The 21,889-nt window shown below is 61.5% G+C and carries 22 protein-coding genes; 7 read left to right on the plus strand and 15 right to left on the minus strand.

The window, feature by feature from the left end; translation table 11 throughout:
• The first annotated feature begins 10 nt into the window (after positions 1-10).
• From EGK63_RS12905 to EGK63_RS12925, 4 genes are all read left to right on the plus strand, one after another.
• Complete coding sequence (locus EGK63_RS12905) at positions 11-1,894, plus strand: type IV secretory system conjugative DNA transfer family protein (RefSeq protein ID WP_243637689.1); 1,884 nt, start codon at positions 11-13, stop codon at positions 1,892-1,894.
• On the plus strand, positions 1,891-2,481 hold the full coding sequence (gene traF / locus EGK63_RS12910) for a conjugative transfer signal peptidase TraF (protein WP_207896379.1): 591 nt from the start codon (positions 1,891-1,893) through the stop codon (positions 2,479-2,481). The genes EGK63_RS12905 and traF overlap by 4 nt, the downstream gene beginning before the upstream one ends.
• On the plus strand, positions 2,481-3,113 hold the full coding sequence (locus EGK63_RS12915; RefSeq protein ID WP_125901832.1) for a lytic transglycosylase domain-containing protein: 633 nt from the start codon (positions 2,481-2,483) through the stop codon (positions 3,111-3,113). Before traF ends, EGK63_RS12915 begins: the two co-directional genes overlap by 1 nt.
• A 137-nt stretch (positions 3,114-3,250) precedes the next feature.
• Positions 3,251-6,598 (plus strand): zincin-like metallopeptidase domain-containing protein, encoded by a 3,348-nt coding sequence (locus tag EGK63_RS12925; protein ID WP_125901834.1) that lies wholly within the window; start codon positions 3,251-3,253, stop codon positions 6,596-6,598.
• A 386-nt stretch (positions 6,599-6,984) separates the two neighbouring features.
• Here the strand turns inward: EGK63_RS12925 and EGK63_RS12935 are convergent, their stop codons facing one another.
• The 12 genes from EGK63_RS12935 to EGK63_RS12990 all read right to left on the minus strand — a co-directional run bounded on the left by EGK63_RS12935 (position 6,985) and on the right by EGK63_RS12990 (position 17,006).
• Complete coding sequence (locus EGK63_RS12935) at positions 6,985-7,314, minus strand: cytochrome c (RefSeq protein WP_125901835.1); 330 nt, start codon at positions 7,312-7,314, stop codon at positions 6,985-6,987.
• A gap of 10 nt (positions 7,315-7,324) precedes the next feature.
• Positions 7,325-7,681, minus strand: a complete 357-nt coding sequence (locus EGK63_RS12940; RefSeq protein ID WP_125901836.1) for a hypothetical protein — start codon at positions 7,679-7,681, stop codon at positions 7,325-7,327.
• Positions 7,635-9,026: a hypothetical protein gene (locus EGK63_RS12945; RefSeq protein ID WP_125901837.1), complete on the minus strand. Its 1,392-nt coding sequence runs from the start codon at positions 9,024-9,026 to the stop codon at positions 7,635-7,637. The genes EGK63_RS12940 and EGK63_RS12945 overlap by 47 nt, the downstream gene beginning before the upstream one ends.
• 29 nt (positions 9,027-9,055) lie before the next feature.
• The gene (locus tag EGK63_RS12950; protein WP_207896381.1) at positions 9,056-9,532 is read right to left on the minus strand and encodes a DUF305 domain-containing protein; all 477 of its coding nucleotides are present in this window, start codon (positions 9,530-9,532) and stop codon (positions 9,056-9,058) included.
• Positions 9,529-10,221 (minus strand): anti-sigma factor, encoded by a 693-nt coding sequence (locus EGK63_RS12955; protein ID WP_125901838.1) that lies wholly within the window; start codon positions 10,219-10,221, stop codon positions 9,529-9,531. Before EGK63_RS12955 ends, EGK63_RS12950 begins: the two co-directional genes overlap by 4 nt.
• A complete protein-coding gene (locus tag EGK63_RS12960) occupies positions 10,218-10,724 on the minus strand; it encodes an RNA polymerase sigma factor (RefSeq protein ID WP_125901839.1) in 507 nt (168 codons plus the stop codon). Before EGK63_RS12960 ends, EGK63_RS12955 begins: the two co-directional genes overlap by 4 nt.
• Positions 10,725-10,776: 52 nt before the next feature.
• Positions 10,777-11,154, minus strand: coding sequence for a hypothetical protein (locus EGK63_RS12965; protein WP_125901840.1), 378 nt, complete (start codon positions 11,152-11,154; stop codon positions 10,777-10,779).
• 405 nt (positions 11,155-11,559) lie between these two features.
• Positions 11,560-12,317 (minus strand): IS5 family transposase gene (locus EGK63_RS12970; protein WP_125901841.1). Its coding sequence is split into 2 segments (ribosomal slippage): positions 11,560-11,984 and positions 11,984-12,317, totalling 759 coding nucleotides; the frame shifts between segments, so codons are not numbered across the junction.
• A gap of 199 nt (positions 12,318-12,516) precedes the next feature.
• Positions 12,517-13,140 carry a recombinase family protein gene (locus tag EGK63_RS12975; RefSeq protein WP_003155741.1) on the minus strand — a complete coding sequence of 208 codons (624 nt, stop codon included), beginning with the start codon at positions 13,138-13,140 and terminating at the stop codon, positions 12,517-12,519.
• 61 nt (positions 13,141-13,201) lie between these two features.
• Complete coding sequence (locus EGK63_RS12980) at positions 13,202-14,419, minus strand: TniQ family protein (RefSeq protein ID WP_125901842.1); 1,218 nt, start codon at positions 14,417-14,419, stop codon at positions 13,202-13,204.
• Complete coding sequence (locus EGK63_RS12985) at positions 14,416-15,324, minus strand: TniB family NTP-binding protein (RefSeq protein ID WP_125901843.1); 909 nt, start codon at positions 15,322-15,324, stop codon at positions 14,416-14,418. Before EGK63_RS12985 ends, EGK63_RS12980 begins: the two co-directional genes overlap by 4 nt.
• A gap of 2 nt (positions 15,325-15,326) precedes the next feature.
• Positions 15,327-17,006, minus strand: coding sequence for a Mu transposase C-terminal domain-containing protein (locus EGK63_RS12990; protein WP_000179844.1), 1,680 nt, complete (start codon positions 17,004-17,006; stop codon positions 15,327-15,329).
• Between the two features lie 153 nt (positions 17,007-17,159).
• On the opposite strand from EGK63_RS12990, the gene EGK63_RS16535 reads away from it, so the two are divergent.
• Complete coding sequence (locus EGK63_RS16535; protein WP_243637690.1) at positions 17,160-17,336, plus strand: hypothetical protein; 177 nt, start codon at positions 17,160-17,162, stop codon at positions 17,334-17,336.
• Here EGK63_RS16535 and EGK63_RS13000 read toward each other — a convergent pair.
• The 3 genes from EGK63_RS13000 to EGK63_RS13010 form a co-directional block, all read right to left on the minus strand.
• Positions 17,331-17,552, minus strand: coding sequence for a DUF2274 domain-containing protein (locus tag EGK63_RS13000; protein ID WP_038148826.1), 222 nt, complete (start codon positions 17,550-17,552; stop codon positions 17,331-17,333). The genes EGK63_RS16535 and EGK63_RS13000 overlap by 6 nt on opposite strands.
• A gap of 189 nt (positions 17,553-17,741) precedes the next feature.
• Positions 17,742-18,779 carry a zinc-dependent alcohol dehydrogenase family protein gene (locus EGK63_RS13005; protein ID WP_113731489.1) on the minus strand — a complete coding sequence of 346 codons (1,038 nt, stop codon included), beginning with the start codon at positions 18,777-18,779 and terminating at the stop codon, positions 17,742-17,744.
• A gap of 258 nt (positions 18,780-19,037) precedes the next feature.
• Positions 19,038-20,393, minus strand: a complete 1,356-nt coding sequence (locus tag EGK63_RS13010; RefSeq protein ID WP_012112698.1) for an IS1380-like element ISPme1 family transposase — start codon at positions 20,391-20,393, stop codon at positions 19,038-19,040.
• A 110-nt stretch (positions 20,394-20,503) separates the two neighbouring features.
• On the opposite strand from EGK63_RS13010, the gene EGK63_RS13015 reads away from it, so the two are divergent.
• Entirely contained in the window at positions 20,504-20,941 is a 438-nt protein-coding gene (locus EGK63_RS13015; RefSeq protein ID WP_052247822.1) for a thermonuclease family protein, read from the plus strand.
• Between the two features lie 138 nt (positions 20,942-21,079).
• Positions 21,080-21,499, plus strand: a complete 420-nt coding sequence (locus EGK63_RS13020) for a hypothetical protein (RefSeq protein WP_039247814.1) — start codon at positions 21,080-21,082, stop codon at positions 21,497-21,499.
• Positions 21,500-21,889 lie beyond the last annotated feature (390 nt).

Genomic DNA, 21,889 nt, shown 5'->3' on the forward strand with positions numbered 1-21,889 from the left:
ACCAAAGCGAGTGAAGACTTCGAAGGCCGCCCTTTGGGGGTTAGGCCTGCTGCTCGTCTATGCCGTGATCGCTTCCTGGGCGACGACGCAATGGCTCGCTCATCGGTTCGCGTATCAGAGCGAGCTTGGCGAGCGGGGCGTCCTGGGTCTCTACGGACCGTTCGACGGGGCCAAGTGGGTTCTGCAGTTTTACCGGAGCGCGCCCGACATATTCCTGCAAGGGCTGGTGGGTTGGGCTGTCGCCCTCACGGTCGGCCTCCTTGCCTACGTCATGCTCGTCGGCTTCGGCCAGCGCAGTCCGAAACAGCATGACGGCATCCACGGCACAGCCCATTGGGCGACCCAGGAGGAAGTGCAGGAAAGCGGTCTCTTGCCCCCTGACGGGGAGGCCGGGAAGGGCGTCTATTGCGGCGCCTACACGGACAAGAAGGGCCGCATCCACTATCTCCGCCACGACGGCCCGGAACACGTCGCCGCCATCGCCCCGACGCGCAGCGGCAAGGGCGTCGGCCTGGTCGTGCCGACCCTGCTGAGTTGGCCCCATAGCGTCGTCATCAACGACATGAAGGGCGAACTGTGGGCGATGACCTCGGGCTGGCGTCAGAAACACGCCAACAACGTCGTCCTGAAATTTGATCCGGCCGCCGCCGAGGGAAGCGCGGCTTTCAATCCCCTGAATGAGATCCGGTTGGGGACGATCCACGAGACGGGCGACGTCCAGAACCTGGTGACCATCATCGTGGATCCCGATGGGAAGGGGATGGAGAACCACTGGTCGAAGACCGCCCACGCCTTCCTGACCGGCGTGATTTTGCACCTGCAATATCTGTCCCGACGCCATGGCGGCGAAACCTGCCTCGCCGACGTGGCCCATGCGCTGTCCGACCCGAACCGCGACGTGAAGAAGCTGTATGAGGCGATGCTAAACAACCAGCATCGCGGCCCTGGCCAGCCTCACGAAGTCGTCCAGTCCGCCGCGCGCGATATGCTGAACCGTGCGGAAAACGAGCGCAGCGGCGTTCTGTCGACCGCCATGTCTTACCTGTCGCTTTATCGCGACCCGCTGGTGGCCAACAACACGAGCCGCAGCGACTTTCGCATCAGCGACTTGATGGATCATGACCGGCCGGTGTCGCTGTATCTGGTGATCCGCCCCGAAGCGCAGGATCGGATGCGGCCCCTGGTCCGCCTGATCCTGAACCAGATTGTTCGCGTCCTTCTACGGCCCGAACTCAAATACGTTGAGGGCCGCCAGCAGTCGCCTCACAAGCATCGCCTACTGCTTATGCTGGACGAGTTTCCGTCCTACGGCCGCCTCGACGTCTTCCAGGAAGCGCTGGCCTACATCGCCGGTTACGGCATCAAGGCCTATCTCATCATGCAGGACATTTCGCAGCTGTATGGCGCGTATGGCCAGCACGAGTCGATCATCGCCAACTGCCATCTTCGGATCGCTTATGCGCCGAACCGTCAGGAGACCGGGCGCTGGCTCTCCGACAACTGTGGCGTCGAGACTGTCATCAAGGAGAACCAATCCGTCTCCGGGGCGCGGTTCGGCGCCTTCCTGCAAAGCGTGTCGCGCAGCTTCCAGGAGACGCAGCGCCCGTTGCTGACTCCTGACGAGGCGATGCGGCTCAAGTCGCCCAAGAAGGACAAGCGGGACCAGATCGTCAGCGCGGGTGAAGTGGTCGTTTTGCAGGCCGGTCACGCGCCGATCCTCGGAACGCAAAGCCTCTACTTCCTCGACCCCGTATTTCGCGAGCGCGTGAAGATTCCGCCGCCCACCAACACCGACAGCGTGGAGGCCCGCCCTCCCGAGCCGCCCCAGGGGCCCGATCCGGCCATGCGCGCGCTACCGGCCCCGAATCCTGACGAGGTTTTCTCCCTGCTATGATCCGGCTTCCTCATCTTTCGGCGCGGGCCTCGCGCCAGGTCGATCGCGCGCTTCACGGCGCAATGATCGTCGCCGCCGCCGTCGCGACCGTGACCGCCGCCGGCACCGCAGCCGCGTTCGCGGGCGGATACCGTTGGAACACCACAGCGTCGATGCCCCTTGGGCTATGGCGCGTCCACAAAACCGATCGCATCCAGCGCGGCGATATCGTGTGGGTGTGTCCGCCGAACACAGAGACGTTCCGACAAGCCCGGCGCTACGGCTTTGTGCCCGACGGCTACTGTCCTGGCGGGTTCAATCCCCTTCTCAAGCCGATCGCCGCTGTCGCCGGCGATCGCGTGGAGGTTTCGTCCCAGGGGATTCGAGTGAACGGGCGCATGATCCCGCGCTCCGCCCCGGCTCCCAAGGATGGCCACGGCCGCCTTCTGCCGCGCATCCCTCACCGCAGCTTCACCGTGCGGGCGGATACGGTTTGGCTGGTGTCCAGCTACAATCCGGCCAGCTTCGACAGCCGCTATTTCGGCCCGGTCCCGACCTCCGGCATCACGGGCGTTGCGACGCCTGTGGCGACCAGGGAGGGCCGGTGATGATCGACCCGAGCCTATACGCCTGCGCTCCGCACATCGCTCCCCATACGCTGCGCGAGGTCATCCGCGTCGAGAGCAGCGGCAATCCGATAGCGGTGAACGTCAACGTCATCCGGGGGCGGCCGCGGTTCCGCGTCCCGCGCATCCAATCGGCGGCTCACGCTGCACAGATCGCAAATCAGGCGATCAGTCAGGGCTACAATGTCGATCTTGGTTTGATGCAGATTAATAGTCGCAACCTGCCTCGTCTTGGCTACACGGTAGAGCAGATGTTGAGCGACCAATGCCTCAACATCAAGGCCGGCGCACGTATCCTTTCGGAGAATTACTCTCGCGCCGCGCAGACCCACGGTCCCGGCCAGCAGGCGTTGCTTGCCGCGCTGTCTGCTTACAATACGGGAGACTTCCGGCGCGGGTTCACGAACGGATATGTCTCTAGATATACCTCTATAAACTATGGTATATATACTAGGACGGCCGAAGCATCGTCGCCGCCATCGGTGGACGGCCCGCCCGTCATTGAAGTGCCTAATCCCTTCACGGCCGGATCATCGGTCTATTCGCGAGAAAGCAGCAGTAATGCAAACTCCGCCGCCCCGAGTAACATCGCAAGTCCCGATCCTCTCAACTAAGCCAGCAGACGGCGAGGTCTTCGGCGTAATGGTCGAATTCGAACCGGACGAAGCCGAGGCCATGGGCGCGTTCCAAGAAGACGCGCTGTCGGCGGACGACGCCTGGGATTCCCAGGGTGACGGGGAGGGTGACGACGATGGCCACTGATTTCTCCAAAGAGGTCGCGCAAGACATTATCGACCGTATGCGGGCTGGCACCGCCCCGTGGCAGCGCCCTTGGGAACCGGGTCAGCTGCGGTCTCACTTCAACCCGAAGACCGGCAAGCCCTATCGTGGCTTCAACCAAATCTGGTTGGACCTACAGGGCCGGAGCGACCCGCGCTGGATGACCTACAACCAGGCCGCCGAAGTCGGAGGCCAGGTGCGGAAGGGCGAGCGTGGAACGACCATCGAATACTGGCAATGGTCTAAGGACGAGCCGGCGAAGGACGACAACGGCAAGATCATCAAGGATGCGGACGGGCAGACCGTCATGCGTCGGGTAGAGCTGTCGAAGCCGCGTCGGTTCTCCGCCAGGGTGTTCAACGCCGAGCAGATCGACGGGTTGGAGCCCTTGCCGCCCACGCGGCTGCTACCCGATTTTGAGCGTCACCAGCAGGCCGAAACGATCCTGTCACGGTCGCCGGCGCCCATCCGGCATATCGACGGCGATCGTGCCTACTACGAACCAATCGCCGACCGGATCACTCTGCCTTTGCGCGAGCAGTTCAAATCGCCCGACCTTTACTATGCGACCGCCTTCCATGAACTCGGTCACAGCAGCGGCCATGAAAGCCGCCTGAACCGCGATCTACTGCATCCCTTCGGCAGCGAGGCCTACGCCCGCGAGGAACTTGTCGCGGAAATCGCCAGCTACATGATGGCGCAGCGGATGGGGATGGCCTTCGACCCAGGCCACCATGTCTCGTATCTCGAAAGCTGGCTCCGTCGCCTTGAGCAGGATCCGCGCGAGATCTTCCGCGCGGCGGCCGAAGCTGAAAAGGTCGTGGAGTGGGTCATTGGGCTGGAACGCGAGGTCGAGCGCGAGCAGTCAGCGCCAGGCATCGAGCAAGAACCTCTTGCGCCGGCCCTCACCGCTGCGCTGGACGAAGCCTTGGCCCGGGTTGAGCGCGAGAACGCCGACCTGCGTCTGGCGGCCGAGGTCAATGCGGCCTTGAACCGTCAGATCGAGACCTACCTTCCCGGCCAAGACCTATCTGCTTCGCAAGACCTGCAAGCGGCCCTTCTTGCGCGAGAGCGGCTTTGGATGGAGACCGACCATCCGCTTAGCCAGGCGCACCAACGCCTGCGCGAAAGCGATCGCCTGGGCTCGGTCACGCCAGCGGTCGCCGCCTTCCACAGCCTCGAAAATCCCGATCAGCTGCTAGAGGACCAAATCCGGTTCGCCCGGCAGTTCGGCGTTCCGCCCGCTCACGTCGAGATTCTCGTCGGCATCCTCGGGGAGGCCTTCGACGGTCGAAATGTGCAGGCGGATTTCGAGGCCTTTGCCAGCATCAGCGAAGGTCATCTGCTTTTGGCGTCCACGACTTTCCACAGCCTCTTCCGCGACCGCCCCTCGCCGGAATGGGCCGTGCCGCCATCGTCTCCTGAGCGGCCGGACCTGGAGCAGCGCTACCTTGCGGGGATGATCGCCGCTGAGGTCAACCGCGATCGCGTTCACTCTGGCCCGATGCTGGCCGGCTTCCGGTTTGAGGGCGTCGATGACGTGAACGCCCTTATTCAGTCGTGGTCGGGCGTGGAGCCCCAGCATGGCCGCTTGGCCGTCCATGCCGCAGAAATGGTGATGGCCTTCGGGGCCGTGCAGCGCCCGGACCAGGCGCCAATCCCGCAGCTGGCTGACGCCGACCAAATCCTGTCCGACTTTGGCCGAGTGAGCCCGGCGCACTTCGCCGCCTTGGCGACCTTGCGCGAGCAGATCGACGCCGCCGTTTCCCAGCCCGTCAGGGAGACCTTGAAAGCCTACGCGCTGACGGCGGCCGAAGTGTCGGCTGAGATTCCGGCCGAGCGGACGTCCATGGCCTCAGACCGCGCGGCCAATGTGCGCGGCGACACCCAGCAGAAGGATGCCCCTATGCGCTCCGAAGACGCAGCGCCCATCATCGCGCCAGCCCGCGTCAATCTCGACGTGCCCTTTGCCGACAAGAACGAAGCGAAGGCGGCCGGCGCTAAGTGGGACAAGACTGAAAAGACCTGGTTCGCCCCCAAGGGGACCGACCTGGCGCCTCTCGCGCGCTGGACCGGCGCGCGCGCCGAGGAACCCGAGTTGGTGCCCGAGGTGGAATTCAAGGAATTCCTCGAATCCCATGGCTACGTCTTCGACAAAGGCGAGCTTCCGATCATGGACGGCGAGATCCATCGCCAGAAGGTCGACGGCGACAAGGGCTCCGAACGGAGCGGCGCTTACGTCGGTTACACCGACGACCATCCGGCCGGGTTCATGGAGCGGTTCGGCTCGAAGGGCTACAAGCTGAACTGGAAATCCCAGCAACGAACGGCCGGGCTTTCCAAGGAAGATCGCGACCGGCTGGCCCGGGAAGGGGAGGCCAAGCAGGCCGAGCGCCTTGCCGTGCGTCAGGCGGGTTACGAACGCGCGGCGGCCGAGGTCGAGAAGATCGTGGCGGCGTGTGAACCCGCACCGGGCACTCACCGATACCTCGACGCAAAGAACGTCCTTCCTTCTGGCGTTCTAATGATGACGGGCATCGCCGCCATGCCGCCGGGCGACCCGGACCCGCAGCAGTTTGGGCGGCCCGGCAACCTTCTGATTCCGGCGCACGATATCGACGGCAAGGTCTGGACGGCTCAGTCTATTTCGCCGGGCGGAATGAAGTCGTTTCCCCGTGGCGCCCGGCTCCATGGCTGTCACCACCTGATCGGCGAGGCCTCGCGCGAAGGCGGCGATATCCTGGTGTGCGAGGGCTGGGCGACCGGCCAGACCATCCACGAAGCGACCGGCAAACCGGTCGCGGTGGCGTTCAACGCGAACAATCTAGAGGCCGTCGCAAGGGAGTATCGCGACCGCTTCCCTGACAAGGCAATCTTGATCCTGGGCGACAACGACCATCGCAAGGAGGCCGAAATCGACCCGGCGACGAACCTCCCTAAGCCGAACGTCGGCAAAGAGAAGGCAATCGCCGCCGCCCGCGCTGTCGGTGGCCAGGCGGTGTTGCCGCCCTTCCGTCCGACCGATCAGGGTTCGGACTGGAACGACTTCGCCACTATTCACGGCGAGGCGGCGACGCGGCGCGCGATCCAGGAACAGTTGGCCATCGCCATGCGGCGGGAACTGACGGAGGAAATCACCGCCAGCCGCGATATCGACCGTGACCAGCCCGCGCAGGAGCGTGAGCGCGAGCGAGAACAGGGGAGGGCGGCCATGCCCGATCGAGACGATGATCGGCCGCGGCGTGACCTCGACCCGGACCGCGACCGCCAGCGAGAACAAGACCGGGACCGCGAACCCGCGTTGACGATGGGCCGATAAAGGCCTGACCACCTTAACCGCCGCCCAACCGGGCGGCGGTTTCATTTGGAAAACCCCACGCTGTACCGGCTGATGTTCACACCGCCGCCACGGCTCGGAGTCAGCGATGATCCATGGTCGGGCGAAGCTGGAAGACAGATACTAAATCTATTGCTGACGGGACTTCGCTGCTCTCAGGACCAAGGCTTTTTTGTCGTTTTCAGAAGACGGCTGCACTGAACGTCAGAAGCCGACTGCACTATAGCAGCGGAGGGGTTGGATCCATCAGGCAACGACGGGCTGCTGCCGGCCATTTGCAGCCGGTGGAGAACTCAACCTCGAACGCCTGCTTGAGATTAAAAGCGGCCTTTTATCCCCGAAGCTTACATGACCGCCGTTGCCTCTTTTTATTTCGCACCTGTTACCCCGGCAACGTACTGTGACAGTAGTTTGACCTGTTCGTCGCTGAGGTTAGTGAAGGCGGGCATTTGACCTATTCCATTGCGAATTGCTTTTTCCACACGTGACGCGTCGGGCTTGAGCTCATCTAGATTGGGTCCAATTTCACCTACAGCGCCCGCGTCCTTGAGCGTATGACACACCGAGCAGGCAGGGACTGCAGTTTGGTTAAAGAGTTTCTTTCCCGCGCCTACCTCGTCCTGTGCAACGGCTGCAGTACCGAACTGCAATGCAGCTATGCCGGCGGCAACAGCGAAACATCTAATTTTCAATGACATAGAGTTTCTTTCAAACGACACTGAGGGTCAGCGCATGATCGCGCCAGCTATTGTTGTTGTAGCCGCCAGCGTTTTCTACCCGACCTTCCGGCTGCCGGTTTCCTTCCGCATCGACAACCATGCAAGCAATCGTATGACTGCCCGGCTCGAGCGTTGCCGGCAGCACGAACTGCCGCCACGCGTAGCGCCCCATATCCGGGCCGACCAGCCGCGCCTGCTTCCAAGTCTTGCCCCCATCAACGGACACTTCCACTGACTTCACCGCATTGATGCCGCCAAATGCCACCCCCTTGATCTGTACTGGACCGGCTATGAGTTCATCAAGAGCCGACGAGGACGGCCTTTGCCGTATCTGCCCCAGCTTCACCCTCCATTACGATGATTTTGCTGGCCGCCACATCCTTGGTGGACAAGGTGTTGGAGACTTCGCGCAGCGGCCCAATGGCCGTTCCATTGGCCATGCCCATCGAATTGGTCTTGAAGCTAGCAACCGGCGTTTTTTGACCGGTCACATACACGCTGTAGACGGTTAGCGGTTTTAGCTTAAACAGCGAGACTTCCAGAGAATCGATGACCCCCAGATTGCGTGCCACCACGAAGCCCTTGCCGTCGCCCACAACCGGTTTTAATGCAATATTGATCGGATCGCTATTGCCACGCGGCGTCAGGTTCGCCGCCCCATCTCCCTCTATGACTGCATTCGACACATAGACCAGGGCCTGGGGCGCCTGCCCGACCGGCACACGTGCAATCACTTTGTTGGAGGCTGTGTCGATCACATCCACCGCGTCGCCATTTTCAAGCCCAACATACTGGCGACTGCCATCGTCGGATGCCCAGATGCCGTGCGGCAGCGCACCGACCGGAATGGTCGCCATCAGCTTAGGCGTGTCGTCAGTCGTGAATACCTTTACTGCATTTTCGCCTCCGACGGTGACATAGGCGAGCGTGCCGTTGGCTGATTTGGAAAAGGCCAGATGGTTGGTGATCATGCCGACGTCAAAGACGCCCTTCACTTCAAGGGTTGTGGTATCAATGCGAGTCACCTTTCCCACGTCCTTGTGGGTCATCCACATCTCCTTGAAGTCGGGGGTGAATTGCAGAAACGGCGAGAACGGACTGACTACCTTGATCTGCTTGACGATTTTGTGCGACGAGACATCGATGACGTCGACCACCGGGTTGAAACTTGATACGACAAAGGCCTGCTTGCCGTTCGGGTGGAACAACACCATGCCGGGACCTGGCGTGGTATCGATGCGGCGTGTTTCCTTGTAGGTGATCGGGTCGATCACCGAGATATAGTTTTCGCCCCGGACCACTACCCAGACTTCCTTGCCGTCTGCCGTGAAAAAGCCTTCATGCGGCGAGCGGCCAATGTAGGTCACGCCTTTGACCTTATTGGTCGCAGTATCGATGAAAGTCACCGAGTTGGACCCATTGGAAATGGCAATCAATGTTTTGTGGTCGGGCGAAAAACCAAGACCATGCACATTGATCTCACCCTTGTACAGGGGTGAGAGCACGTCGGGGCGCTGATTTCCTAATCTGATTTGACCGACCAGGGCGTTGGTGGACGGGTTGATGACCGAGACGGTGTTGCTATTTTGGTCGGCTGTGTAGACCCGGTCTGTCGAAGCAGGGGCCGCCCATGCCATGCTGGCCGAAAAGGTAGTGATGGTGACAGCGGCCAATAAAAGAACTCGGTTCATGGTTGCCTTTTTTTGATAGAAATGGAAAGTTATTTCGGTGCCGCGGCGTTGCCGGCCTGCGATTTCTGGTAGCGCGTGAGCCACGTCTGCATGAGACGGATCTCGTTCTGCTGTTCTGTAATGATAGCCTGCGCCAGGTTGCGCATTTCCGGATCGCGGGTGCTGAGCAGGAGTGCTTTCGCCATGTCGATCGCGCCCTGGTGATGGGGAATCATCATCGTGACGAAATCATGCTCGGGGACACCGTTCATCAGCGCGCGCCTCATGCCGTCGTCCATGACCGCCATGGCGTCGTCCATCAGGCCTGAAAAAGGCTTGGCGGTGCTGGCTATGAACGGCGCAGGCGCCTTGCCAGCGCCGGCACTATGATGCTGGTGCTCCTCATGCCCCTGGTTTGTCTGTTGTGCCGAAGCCCGGTGAGACAATGCCAGCGACATCATAAGCACCAGGCAGAGCAAAATGGATGTTGTAATCCTGGCAGGCAGGGGTATGGGATATCCGGTCATGCGGGCGCCTTCAGCTGTTCGTGGACGGCGCTGGCGATGCGAGCCAGTTCACCTTTGTTGGTACCGGCCGATAGGGCATAGCCGAACTTGCCGTCTATCCAGTAAAACACGTTGACCGGTCCTTCCTCAGCAAAGCGGAAACCCGTATCTTTGTTGTGCGCCTGCTCCGTGGAGACATACAGTGTCAGGCTTTTGCTGCCGATCCGCTTTGACAGCCATGTCACGAGCTGTTCCTCCTGGTCCGCACCGATTTCGACCGGGCGTTTTACGTCCGGGCTATAAACCACATGAGCGATCGCCGCCTGCCGCGCAAGGTTGGCTACCTGGCGGCCTTCCGCAATACGGTTTGATCTTTGCGCTTGGGTAGAAACGCCTGGCTCATCCATTTGACCGTGCAGCGTCCACCCGGCGGCGCCACCGGCCACGGCAATGGCCACGCTTGCGGCCCACCGCTGCAGCATCCAGTTTTTAGCCTGAGGTACGCCGGTCAGCCGCGCCGGCACTGGCTCCGATAACACGGGATTGAATAGCACGCGCAAGGTTTCGGTCTGCAGCCGGTAAGCTAAAACCCGCTCGGTTTCTTCGGGACGTGCGGCAAGATAAGCCTCGATCTCGGTACGCCGCGATTCCGGAAGATGCCCGTCTATATAAGATTGCAGATCGGCTTCGGTAACAGGTAGTTGAGTCATTTAACGACCTTCAAACGAGGTGGGATGGCTTTTCCTTCCATTAGAAGCCGCAGTCGTTCGCGGGCGCGCGAAAGACGCGACATGACTGTGCCCAGGGGTATGCGCAGGGTGGAAGATATTTCCTCATAGGTCATTTCTTCCAAAGCGACCAGAAGCAGAATTTCGCGCTGCTCGGCCGGCAGCATTGCCAGGGCCGATTGCATATCGCGGATTTCCATGTTTTGCATCTGTGGTGCACTGTAAGATGGCACGGGCGTATCCTCATCTAGCTCGACCGTCGCAACCACTTGCTTGCGCAGTTGGTCCACGTAAAGGTTGTGCATGATGCCGAACATCCACGCCCGCATGTCGCTACCAAGGCGCCAGGACGCGAGCTTGCTCCAGCCACGTTCGAGTGTGTCCTGCACCAGGTCGTCAGCTTCGGCGCGGCTCCCCACCAATGCCCGTGCATAGCGGCGCAGGCGGGGAATACAGGCGACGAGCTGAGCGCTGTTCTGTTCCATAGCGCGTTGGTTCAGGATGCCTGTGAAAGATTATCCATTGATGTAGTTCTCGTTAATCTTTGACGACGTGCCAGATGTCTTTGAAGTTGTCGCCGGTTCGATCGCCTGGCTTTTGGTCCGCTGCATAGAGGTAAAGCGGCTTGCCTTTGTAGGCAAGTTGCTTGCTGCCATCATCCCGGGTAACCACAGAATACGGCGTGGATGGCTGTGCGGCACTGGCTGCTACAGGCGGCCACAACGTAGCGCACGGGCCGTTGCATACACTTTTGCCGCTGTCAACGGCATCTTTATCAAAGGTATAGACCGTTTTTCCGTTATGGTCGACCAGAATGCCATTGGCCTGTTTAAGTGCGGCATCGGAGGCAACGGCAGATCCTACAGCGAAGGACAGAGTAGCAATAATCGACGCTAAAAGATGAACTGCTTTCATGATGAAGATCCTATAAGAGTAGCGTTTGGGTTGTGCCACCGGCCTTGGGTGTGCAGGTAAGCATAAGGCAACCGTCGAACGCTGAAATCGCCTGCCTATACTTGGGTGTACGAGACCAGCACCTGATTTATTCCACGACGCTTGAAATAATTTTGGCGCACACAGTTTTAAGCCACGTCGCTCGATGGTTGAGTAAGCCGGTGATTTGATTAATAAGTCCAGTCGATCGTAGACTTCAATTGGTGCCATAACCAGCGACGCAAATTTTCTCAAAAGAAATTAATGGATTCGGTAAAATTGTAGCTAGGCTCGGTGTCCATGACGCATACCGTACCACCACTCAAACCGTTCTTTGTTCGTAATGGTGCGCCTGGGTGAAACTGCATATGGAGCTAGGCTCAGGACTCATAGCCAGAACAGCACGGTAGCGGCGAGGGCTATGGCGGACAGGAAGACGTTCGGGCAGCGATCGTAGCGGGTTGCGACCCGCCGCCAGTCTTTCAGGCGTCCGAACATGATTTCTATGCGGTTTCGCCGCTTGTAGCGACGCTTGTCGTAACGGATGGGCTCGGTGCGGGTTTTGCGGCCCGGGATGCACGGCATGATCCCCTTGGCCTGCAAGGCGTCCCGGAACCAGTCGGCGTCGTAGCCTCGGTCTCCCAGCAGCCACTGGGCGCGGGGCAGGCTGTCGAGGAGGGCGGCGGCGCCAATGTAGTCGCTGACCTGACCCGCTGTCATGAAGAGGCTGATGGGCCTTCCGTTCGCATCGGTCACGGCGTGAAGCTTGGTGTTCATGCCGCCTTTCGTGCGTCCGATCAGTCGCCCGAGATCCCCTTTTTTACCGCGAGGCTCGAAGCCGTGCGGTGCGCCTTGAGATAGGTCGCGTCGATCATGACCGTGCGGCGTTCGGCCTGAGCCCCGGACAGGCCCTCCATCATCCGGATGAAGACGCCAGCCTCACTCCATCGCTTCCAGCGGTTGTAGAGGGTCTTGTGCGGCCCGTAGGCCGCCGGCGCATCTCGCCAGCGCAGGCCGTTGCGGTTGACGAAGATGATCCCGCTCAACACCCGGCGGTCGTCAACGCGCGGCTTGCCGTGGCTCTTGGGGAAGAAAGGCTCCAGCCGAGCCATCTGCTCGTCCGTTAGCCAATACAGATCGCTCATATCCAGACTCCTCAGGAGCCTGAATCAGATCGTTCGCCTCACATCAATGGGTCCTGAGCCTAACCCAGCAGGATAATAATGACTCCTTACTGTAGTAGAGCAGCCGTTCAAAAAATTTAAGCGACTGTCTGCAGTGGGTCGACACCGGTAATCGGATCGTTGCCGCACTGAACAGCGCCCCGTTCCAGGTCGCCTCCATTTATGCGGCTGAACCGAGGGATAGCAGCTTTACGCCGTCTGGCCGCAGTTCGCCCTTGGGCGACACGTGCCGGTAGAGCGTCTGCCGGGTAATCCCGAGTTCTTCGCAGAGATCGCCCACCTTGGTTTCCGGTTGCCCCATGCTGGCCATCGCCAGGCGTAGCTTGGCGGCGGTCATCTTGAAGGGGCGCCCCCCTTTCCTGCCGCGAGCGCGCGCCGAGATAAGTCCAGCGACTGTTCGCTCGGAAATCAACTCACGCTCGAACTCGGCCAGCGCGGCAAAAATACCGAACACAAGCTTGCCGGCGGCAGTCGTCGTGTCGACCGCCGCACCGTGACCGGTCAGGACCTTCAGGCCCACGCTACGCGCAGTTAGGTCGTGCACGGTGTTGATCAGGTGGCGCAGATCACGGCCAAGCCGATCGAGCTTCCACACGATCAGCGTGTCCCCTTCACGAAGCGCCTTCAGGCAAGCAGCCAACCCTGGGCGATCATCGCGCCTGCCCGAGGCCAGATCCTCGTAAAGGTGCGCAAGGCTCACACCAGCGGCGATGAGCGCATCGCGTTGCAAATTGGTGGACTGGGATCCGTCCGCCTTCGATACCCGCATGTAGCCGATCAGCACCTTTTCACCCGTCACGTATACGTTCGATTATGTGACAGTGTGAGCCGGAAAGCTCTATCCGTCAAAATTTGTCACTTAACCCGTCATTTTTTTTAAGACATGCAAAGGGTGCATCAGGCAGGTAATGTGACAGAAATTCCGGCGGGATGCCTTCCTTCACGAAGGTGGCGCGCAACCGTTCCAAGGAAGCGGGATCGCGCCGACCATAGGAAGCCAACGCGAACAGCGAGCGTGCCGTCTCGGGGTTGTGTCGCGCTTCAATGATGGCCTCGTCGATGGCCTGGACTGCACGCTGCCAGTGATTGATGGGCTCGGGCTTCGGCGCTTTCGTCGGCAGGCCACTGGTGAACCCGGTTTGGGGCTCGGACCAGAATAGCTTTGCCTGCTCGCCTGGCGGGCTGATGTCCCTCACCTCAATCAAGCTGATTGCCGTTGCCGCCGCCTCCAGCATCTGTAACCGTACTACCGGATTCAGGGTTTCATACGGTCGCCACAGACTTTGCCCAGCACGCAGCGGATGCCCGCAGCCTTCCCAGACTTGGCGGGGATACCCCGCGCAGGTTCCGCACGCGGAAAGCGGGGTGTTCAGCTCATCGAGCAGCGTGCGAAGAAGTCGAAACCACAATCCGGCGTGGATGCGTCGGCACGGCAGCTCCACGTGACCGGTTGTCAGTGCCTGCCAGGTACGCTGATCCATCGCCGCAATCGCGTCGCTGGCGGTGCGCGGTTCGGCGTCGGCGTTCTCCCAGCCGAGAAACCGCCCAGGCACTCCCCAATAGGATTCCAGCCAGCAGCCATGCAGCGGGCAGCTCAGCATCAGGGGCAGCTTCCACGCGAGCAGTACGGCTTGGTTATCCGGATCGCTCAGGCAGAGCGGACAGGCACAGTGTATCGGCTGGCTGGGTAGCCAGGCACGCCACCTCGTGATGGATCGCTTCTTACGGTGGAGTTTTGGCAGCAGTACCGAGAGCTGAAATGCATAGGTTTCCAATGCGTCTGGAATCTGGTCATCAAGACTATCCAGTAGCCAAGGCACCCAGCCGGCGAAACTCATGCTGCGCAGCCGGTCCGGATCGATCCCGCTCCGCTGGGAAAGCATCGCCAGCAGCGACAGTGGTGGCGCGGTGTCCAGGTCATCGACCTGGCTGTGGCCAAGATCGTGCTCCAGCAGCTCGGGCAGTTCCATGTGATAGCAAAGGGCCACGCGGTTGAGCCATGAGGACAGCGCCTCGCCTTCTTTCGGAGCGGGATGCAGCGGCCAGCGCGGCGCGGGCTTCACATTAGTTCCCGCTCGAACTGTCGTCGCCGCTCGCTGGGGCCGGTGTAGTCGGCCATGCTGAGCGTGCGATGGTTGATCGCTTCCTCGCCGCTCTCCACGGCGACGATGGCCGCCGCCATCAGCAAGTGCGCCAGTTCCCCTATGGTGCCCTCGCTGCGTGTGAGCAGGTAGCGAGCCATGTCCAGCGTGGCAATTGGGGAAGGCCGGCGCAGCGGGAGCGAAGCGGCGAAGCTGGCCAGCAGTGAGCAGCAATCGTCGTTGGCCTCCCATACCGGCAGCATCATCGGCTCGAAGCGATTTTCCAACTGGTCATCGGAGCGGATGGCTAGGTAGGCGTCGCGCGTGCCTACCCCAACCAACGGGATGCGCAGTTCGTTGCCGAGGAAGCGCAGCAGGTTGAGGAATTCCCGGCGGTTGACGCTGTTGCCGGCCAGCACGTTGTGCAGCTCGTCGATCACCAGCATGCGCACGCCGACCTTGCGCAGCAGTGCCAGAGCCAGTTGCTCCATTTCCGGCAACCGTGGGCGTGGGCGCAGCGGCGCGCCCATCGCGGCGAGCAGCGCGACGTAGAAGCGGATCACGGACGGCTCGGACGGCATCTGCACGACCAACACTGGGATGTGCTCCTGGTCGGCGTCGGCGCTGGCCGGGTGGGTGCGGCGGAACTTCTCGACGATCATCGACTTGCCATTGTTGGTCGGGCCGACCAGCAGCAGGTTGGGCATGCGTTGCTTGTTTGGCCACGCATAAAGGGCTTCCAGCCGGTTCAGCGCCTCGACCGCGCGCGGATAGCCGATCCAGCGGTCGGCGCGAAGGCGCTGGACGCGCTCGTCCGCCGGCAGCCGAGCCAGCCCCTGCGCCGCCGGCAGCAGGTGGGACAGGTCGATGATGGGATATTCGTCCACGGCTACCACTCCTCAATCTGGTCGAACGGTTTGGCGGGTGGCAAGTTGTCTGCCTGCGGGTCGGCAATATCCGTATCCGGCGGAACGGGCTTGTCCGGCCGAGCTGATGTCTTGAGGTGCTGGCGGCGATCCGCGTCACGCCGCGCCTTGCGTGTGGCCTTCTGCGCGCTGGTCACAATCTCACGCATCTGGCCGATCATGCGGAACAGCGCCGACTCATCCACCTGTTCGCGCCCTTGCTGCCGCAGTTTCGCCAGCGCCTGCCGTTGTTCCCAGAGGGTGACAGCCGGATGCGACAAGGTACGGTAGGGAATTTCCAGGTAATGCTGTCCCTCCGGTTCCAGGACCCAGATACGGCTGATGTCGCGCGGATCGCGCCGGATCAGAAAGGACGGCCAGCGTTCACGCCGCGCAATCCACGGCTTGAGCGCATCGGCGTAGTAGTGGATGTGGTCGATGACAAAGCCGGTGCGGGTCAGCGTGCGCCGGAGGATCGGCAGAAAATCGACCAGGAACGAAGTAGCGCGTGTGACGACGGCCGGTACGCCGACACGCGCCACGGCCTCGGCCCAGCGCGCGGCCGGCGGTTGGAGCAGGCCGTTGTGCACCGAACCGTGGTAGGTGCCGACCGCCAATGTGAGCCAGCGCTCTAGCTCGCGCAGCGTCAGGGCGGCCTTGTTTTCGGAATCGTAGTCGCCGCGCTGGTCAGGGTTGGAGAAGGTCGTTCCCGGCAGTTCGTCGTGAATCATCTGCATCGCCGTGCCGATGATCCGTTCCACGATGCCGCCATAGTGCGGCTGTCCCAGCGGGCGATAGTCCAGCCGGATGCCATGCTGCTCGCAACCCCGGCGCAGGGCCTCGCTCTTGAACTCGGCCGCGTTGTCTAGGTAGAGCAGCAAGGGCTTGCCGCTCATCTGCCAATCCATTTCCACGTTCAGTCCTTCCAGCCAAGGGCGCTTGTCGCAGGCGACATGCACGAGGCACAGGCCAACCGAAACGGCAGACGGCGCTTCCAGCGTGACGACCATGCCGAGCACGCAGCGGGTGAACACGTCGATGGCGAGGGTCAGGTACGGGCGGCCAATAGGTTGCCGGTCGCGGTCATCGACCACGATCAGGTCGATGACCGTATGGTCTATCTGCACCTGCTCCAGCGGCGCGGTCACGGCAGGAGGCTCGCCGCCCACACCTTGTAGGTCACGAGCGGCATCCTGGCCTTCCCGCCGGCGGATGACCTTGCGCGGGTCAAGGCTAGCGATCCGTAAGGCCACGGTATTGCGCGCCGGCACTCGCAGTTTTTGAGCCTTGCACACCTGAGTGACTTCGCGGTGAAAGGCCGCTAGGCTGCGCTTCTGCTTGGTCAGGAACCGCTTTTGCAGTAGCTCGTGGATGACGCGCTCGACCGGTTCCGGCAAGCGCCCCTTACCTTTACCTCCACCGGACTGGCCGGGCACCAGATCCGTCACGAGGCCGCTGCCTTGCCGGGCACGCCGGATCAGAACGTATACCTGGCGCCGAGACAAGCCCAGCGCCTGAGCCGCCATATCGGCCGCTTCGTGCCCGACCGTCTCCGACTGCGCCAACGGACTGATGATCTCCGCACGACGGCGCGCACGCTCCCAAGCCTCATCAGGCAGAGTGGCCACGCCTTGTTCTGGAATCCGTGGGGTGTCCGTCGCCATGCTCACCTCGCTTTGGTGCACACGAGTATTGAGCATAGTCGAGATTGGTGCAGATCACTTCTGATATTGAACTGTCAGGAGCTGGCTGCACAACAGCCATTACGCCCAATCAACTGGTGCAGTTGTCTTCTGAAAATGACATTTTTGCCCGGCATGGATCTGAGCCGTTACAGCTTTATGTTCTGGTCAACGGTACATGGTGCGGTAAGCCTCACCCTTCAGAACCGGGAAATGGATCAGCCCGCCAAATGGGACGCGACACGAGAGGCCGTCGATACGTTGATGGAAATCATCGCCGCGACGCGCAATGGCACGCGCGGCGCCTCATGAGCGAGATCTTCGGGCGCTGGCAAAGCCCCGATCTGTCGCAATGAACCGCTCCAGCATCGGCACAATCAGCCTGACAGGATCGGCAGCGGGCTGGCCGGTTTCGCGAGCCAGCACTTCGGCATAGGCGGCAAGATCGCGGTGCAGCGGTCCCGGCAGTTCCACCGTCACCTTCACGGGCTTGTCTTCGATGAGGGGGCCGAGTTTCAGCTTCGTCATGGTCAGTTCCTGTAAGGTTCGAGTACGAGTCGGCATTGCCCTGCTCACCCTGCTCGGCATCTTTGCAGCGGGGATCGCAACCCGGAAATAGAGAGGCGATCGGCGCAACCCGAATGTCCCTGATGCAAGAACACCCCGCCGGATCGTCCAGACGGGGTGTTCATCCACAAATTTGAAGAAAATAGCGCCTCAGGCCTGGAGGATTACCTTCATCGCCTTTTCGCGTGCGGCATTCGCAAAGACGTCATAGGCGTTCAGGATCTCATCCAGCGGGAAGCGATGGGTCACCAGCTTGCCTGGATTGACCTTACCGGATCCCAAGGTCTTCAGCAGCATCGGCGTGGTGTTGGTGCAAACCAGCCCCATGGAGATGTTGATGTTCTTGATCCACAGTTCTTCGATGTGAAGCTGGACGGGTTTGCCGTGAACGCCGACATTGGCGATGTTGCCGCCTGCCGAAACGATCTTCTGGCAGATATCGAAGGTCGCCGGAATGCCGACCGCCTCGATAGCGACATCAACGCCTGCTCCGCCGGTGATCTCCAAAACGCGCGTAACAGCGTCTTCCGTTCCGACCTGGACCAGATCAGTGGCGCCGAACTGTTTCGCCAACTCCAGCCGCGCCGGATCCATGTCGATCATGATGATGCGGCCGGGCGAGTAGAACTGCGAGGTCAGCAGCACCGACATGCCCACCGGGCCGGCGCCGATAATGGCGATGGCGTCGCCCGGCTTCACCCGGCCGGCCTGGACGCCGATCTCAAGCCCGGTCGGCATGATGTCCGAAAGCATCACAAGCGCCTCTTCGTCAGCGCCCTCCGGGATCGGATAAAGCGAATTGTCGCCATAGGGGATGCGGACATATTCCGCCTGGGTGCCGTCGATCTTATGGCCGAGGATCCAGCCCCCGTCCGAGCAATGCGCGTAAAGCTGGCGCTTGCAATTCGGGCAGGTCCCGCAGGAGGTGACGCACGAAATCAGAACCGCGTCGCCCTTCTTGAGGTTGCGCACGGCTCCGCCGACTTCCTCCACCACGCCGACGCCTTCATGGCCCAGCGTCCGGCCTTCGGTCACCGCGGGCACATCCCCCTTCAGGATATGAAGATCGGTGCCGCAAATCGTGGTCTTGGTCACCCGCACGATCACGTCGGTGGGTTTTTCAATGACAGGTTTTGCCTTTTCGACCCAGTCTTTCTTGCCGGGTCCCTGATAGACGAGCGCTTTCATTCTCGTTTCCTCCTTGGCGCTGATTGTCCGATGTCTTCCGACATTCCCCAAGTGGCCTGCCGCTTGACTTCAAGATCGCCTGATTTTGCTCGCTGGGCCAGCGTTTTTCGCCCCGAGCGGTGTCTGTCGTCGCGCAAACGGCCGAAGTCGGGTGGATCAAGCCTCGAACCCGCAGCATTCTGGCCCGGCAGAGCCGCTTTTCCGCGCGGCAGACGGACCTGTCCTGCCGCTTTCGTTCAGCTTGGGCATGGATCGTGGTCATGCGCATGACGGAGGCGTTCGAAGACGGCGGATGGCGGCAAGGACGGCCCGCACCATCGGGCCGGTGACGGCGACCTCGGCCAACTGGAAGGTAATGGCGCGGGCGTGGCGGACGACGCGGGCGCCGATCTTGATCAGCTTGAGTTGCAGGCTGGTCAACGACCAGTCCGCCATGGCCTCGGGCAGTTCGATGCAGCGCAGGAAGGTTGCCAGGTTGTAGGCCAGCGCGTGCAGTTGCAGCCGCACCTCGTTGTGCCGGAACTTCCGGCATGACAGCCGCGTCCAGCGAAAGGCATATTTGCCTTCCTTGATGTGCTGCTCTGCGGTGCCGCGCTGGTTGTAGAACCTCACCACCCAGTCTGGCTCCATCGGCAGGTTGGTGACGATGAAGCCGACTTTGGGGAACAGCTCGCCCGGATGCCATTCGATCTTGGCGATGACGCGGCGCGGCTTGTCCCAGGACGCCGCCTGATACTCGAAGTCCTCGAAGAACCGTTTGACCTTGGTCAGCGAAGGCCGTCCCACGGGCCGTGTCAGCCGATGCGCGATCTTCTCGCGCAAGACGGCGTTGGCGGGCAGACGGATGGCGTAGAAGAACCTGGCTTCTTCCAGCCGCATATAGATCGCGGGGATCGCGTAGGCAGCGTCGGCCCGGAAGAAGCGTCCACCAAGGTCGCGGCCAGCATATCGGGCAATGACGGGATCAAGGACATCCCGCCAGCCATCGGCGCTGTGGACATTGCCGTTACGCAGGGCGCAGCGCTCCAGCATGCCAAACTGGTTGAACAAGAAGATGGGGTGATAGCAGGTGCAGTCGAAATGCCCGTTCCAGGCAGCACCTTCCTGATCGCCGTGGGTGGGGCTGACCGAGCTGTCCATGTCCAGCACGATGTATTTCAACCCGTTGCGGTCATGGAACCGGTCGATCCATTGGCCGTTCAGATCGGCCAGCGCCGCCCGGTTCGCGGCCAGAGCCAGCGTCTCGGTCTCGAACCGTCCCATCTGCGATGCCGAAGCAGCTTGCGCCTCGACGGCCCTGCCGCCAACGACCTGACGCATCACGGGATCGAGGGCCAAGCGGTCGGCATCGTTCACATCCTCGTATCCGGCCAGTCGTCCGAACACCGATTGCCGGAACAATCCGTCAAGCCGATGGAGCGTGTTCTTCCCGGTGCGGCTGTCTCGCAGCGCCTCCGACGCCAGATTGGACAGGCCGAGCACGTCATCAAGCTCGCGCATCACCAGCAGGCCACCGTCTGAACTGATCTGCGCACCACGGAACTCCAGACGCACACGGCGGTCGAAATCAACCCGATCTCCCCGCGCCAAGCCCGCACCCTCCAGGTGATCCATGAAACGCGCCCCTCGCAGCCGTCAACGCCATGATTTATATGCGAAATATCACGATTACGACAGCGAAATCAGCGACTTACTTGGAGAATGTGGGTTCATATGGAGCCTTGATGATGACCCTATTCTTCCGCGCCCTTGCCTTACCGGCCGCGCTGGCCGTCGTCGTGATGGCGGGAAGCGCTGGCGCGGAGCCGCGCGTGATCGCCGGACGGCCCTCCGTGACCGATGGGGACACCTTGCGCGTTGGCGCGACACGCATCCGATTGTTCGGGATCCAGGCCGCTGAAATGAATACGTCGGAAGGCCAGGCGGCCCGCCGGCACCTGGTGCAGCTGATAGGGCGAAGCAGCGTCCGGTGTGTGGATACGGGCCAACGATCCTATGACCGGATCGTCGCCCGATGCTTCGTGGGTCAGGCCGACATTGCGGAGCAGATGGTGGCCGATGGCTGGGCGGCCGATTGGCCGCGCTTCTCTCGCGGCGCCTATGCGGCGGCCGAGCGCCGCGCGCGGCTGGCAAGGCGTGGAGCCCATGCGAGCGGCTTCTAGCCGCTCCTGGTTTCCTTTTCACGCCAGGTAAGAAGTGCGGGAAACTTTCCTTGTGTTTTCCTGTGTTTTTGCTTGTTGCTTATATGCAATCGGTTATAGTGTGAGTGAGGATTTATGATTGTGCTAGGGAGTGTTCGGATGACTTATCTACAGCAGCACGTTTCTAGTGCGCGGCGTTCGCCCGAGGTCACGGTGATCGACGCCGTGCCGGTCGAGACGACCTACTCTGTGGTGGAGCCCGCTCCGCTGGCGCCCGCTCCGCGCGGCCGGGGAGGCGTGGTCCAGTTCTTCCTTGAGTTCGGCTGGGCTCTCACGAACGGTCTCCTGGGCGTGGCCAAGTCGCTTGTGGGGCTGGGAATGCCTTTGGGGCTGTTTGGTGTGGCGGCCTTTGTCGGGCTCTACTTCCTGACGCGACACGATTACGCCCTGACGCTGGCGGCCATCAGCGCTGGTGTGGCGTTCGTGGCCTTCACCTTCTGCTACCTTTCCGGCGTGGTGGAGGCGATGGGCGATCGCTTTGTGGCCAAGGGCCGTCGCGGCGCTCAGGACGCGGCCTGACCCTGCTTTCCCCAGGGGCGGGGCCGTGGCTCGGTATGCGTCGTTCAATGAAGGAATGATGGCGGCCAGTTAGCCGCTGTCTAATCGCTGTCCGCTCGAAAGCCGTCCCGATCGCGCCAATCGGGGCGGCTTTTTGCTGGCCAGTCTATAAACGATTGTTTATAGACTGAGCATCGCCGTAGCAACGCGAGGGGCAAGGCAAGCATACAGGTTACACATCGCGCAATGTCCGCGCTCCATCTGCGGAGTCATGCAGGACGTCCCATTTCCACCGTTCCCGCTAATGCGAATCGTTCGCGCCTAAGATATCTTATGCGAAGGCCGACCAATCTCATTTCTGTTGCAGCTGTAGCGCAAACCCACGACGCGCAGCTATCCAAACGGCGCAGC

It is taken from the genome of Brevundimonas sp. 357 (assembly GCF_003938605.1).
Taxonomy (GTDB): Bacteria; Pseudomonadota; Alphaproteobacteria; order Caulobacterales; family Caulobacteraceae; genus Brevundimonas.

Bases quoted from the DNA above. Each gene is read 5' to 3' on its own strand.
- traF (WP_207896379.1), top strand. From the start codon at position 1,891: ATGATCCGGCTTCCTCATCTTTCGGCGCGGGCCTCGCGCCAGGTCGAT.
- EGK63_RS12915 (WP_125901832.1), top strand. From the start codon at position 2,481: ATGATCGACCCGAGCCTATACGCCTGCGCTCCGCACATCGCTCCCCAT.
- EGK63_RS12925 (WP_125901834.1), top strand. From the start codon at position 3,251: ATGGCCACTGATTTCTCCAAAGAGGTCGCGCAAGACATTATCGACCGT.
- EGK63_RS12935 (WP_125901835.1), bottom strand. From the start codon at position 7,314: ATGTCATTGAAAATTAGATGTTTCGCTGTTGCCGCCGGCATAGCTGCA.
- EGK63_RS12945 (WP_125901837.1), bottom strand. From the start codon at position 9,026: ATGAACCGAGTTCTTTTATTGGCCGCTGTCACCATCACTACCTTTTCG.
- EGK63_RS12950 (WP_207896381.1), bottom strand. From the start codon at position 9,532: ATGACCGGATATCCCATACCCCTGCCTGCCAGGATTACAACATCCATT.
- EGK63_RS12955 (WP_125901838.1), bottom strand. From the start codon at position 10,221: ATGACTCAACTACCTGTTACCGAAGCCGATCTGCAATCTTATATAGAC.
- EGK63_RS12960 (WP_125901839.1), bottom strand. From the start codon at position 10,724: ATGGAACAGAACAGCGCTCAGCTCGTCGCCTGTATTCCCCGCCTGCGC.
- EGK63_RS12965 (WP_125901840.1), bottom strand. From the start codon at position 11,154: ATGAAAGCAGTTCATCTTTTAGCGTCGATTATTGCTACTCTGTCCTTC.
- EGK63_RS12990 (WP_000179844.1), bottom strand. From the start codon at position 17,006: ATGGCGACGGACACCCCACGGATTCCAGAACAAGGCGTGGCCACTCTG.
- EGK63_RS16535 (WP_243637690.1), top strand. From the start codon at position 17,160: ATGGATCTGAGCCGTTACAGCTTTATGTTCTGGTCAACGGTACATGGT.
- EGK63_RS13000 (WP_038148826.1), bottom strand. From the start codon at position 17,552: ATGACGAAGCTGAAACTCGGCCCCCTCATCGAAGACAAGCCCGTGAAG.
- EGK63_RS13005 (WP_113731489.1), bottom strand. From the start codon at position 18,779: ATGAAAGCGCTCGTCTATCAGGGACCCGGCAAGAAAGACTGGGTCGAA.
- EGK63_RS13010 (WP_012112698.1), bottom strand. From the start codon at position 20,393: ATGGATCACCTGGAGGGTGCGGGCTTGGCGCGGGGAGATCGGGTTGAT.
- EGK63_RS13015 (WP_052247822.1), top strand. From the start codon at position 20,504: ATGATGACCCTATTCTTCCGCGCCCTTGCCTTACCGGCCGCGCTGGCC.
- EGK63_RS13020 (WP_039247814.1), top strand. From the start codon at position 21,080: ATGACTTATCTACAGCAGCACGTTTCTAGTGCGCGGCGTTCGCCCGAG.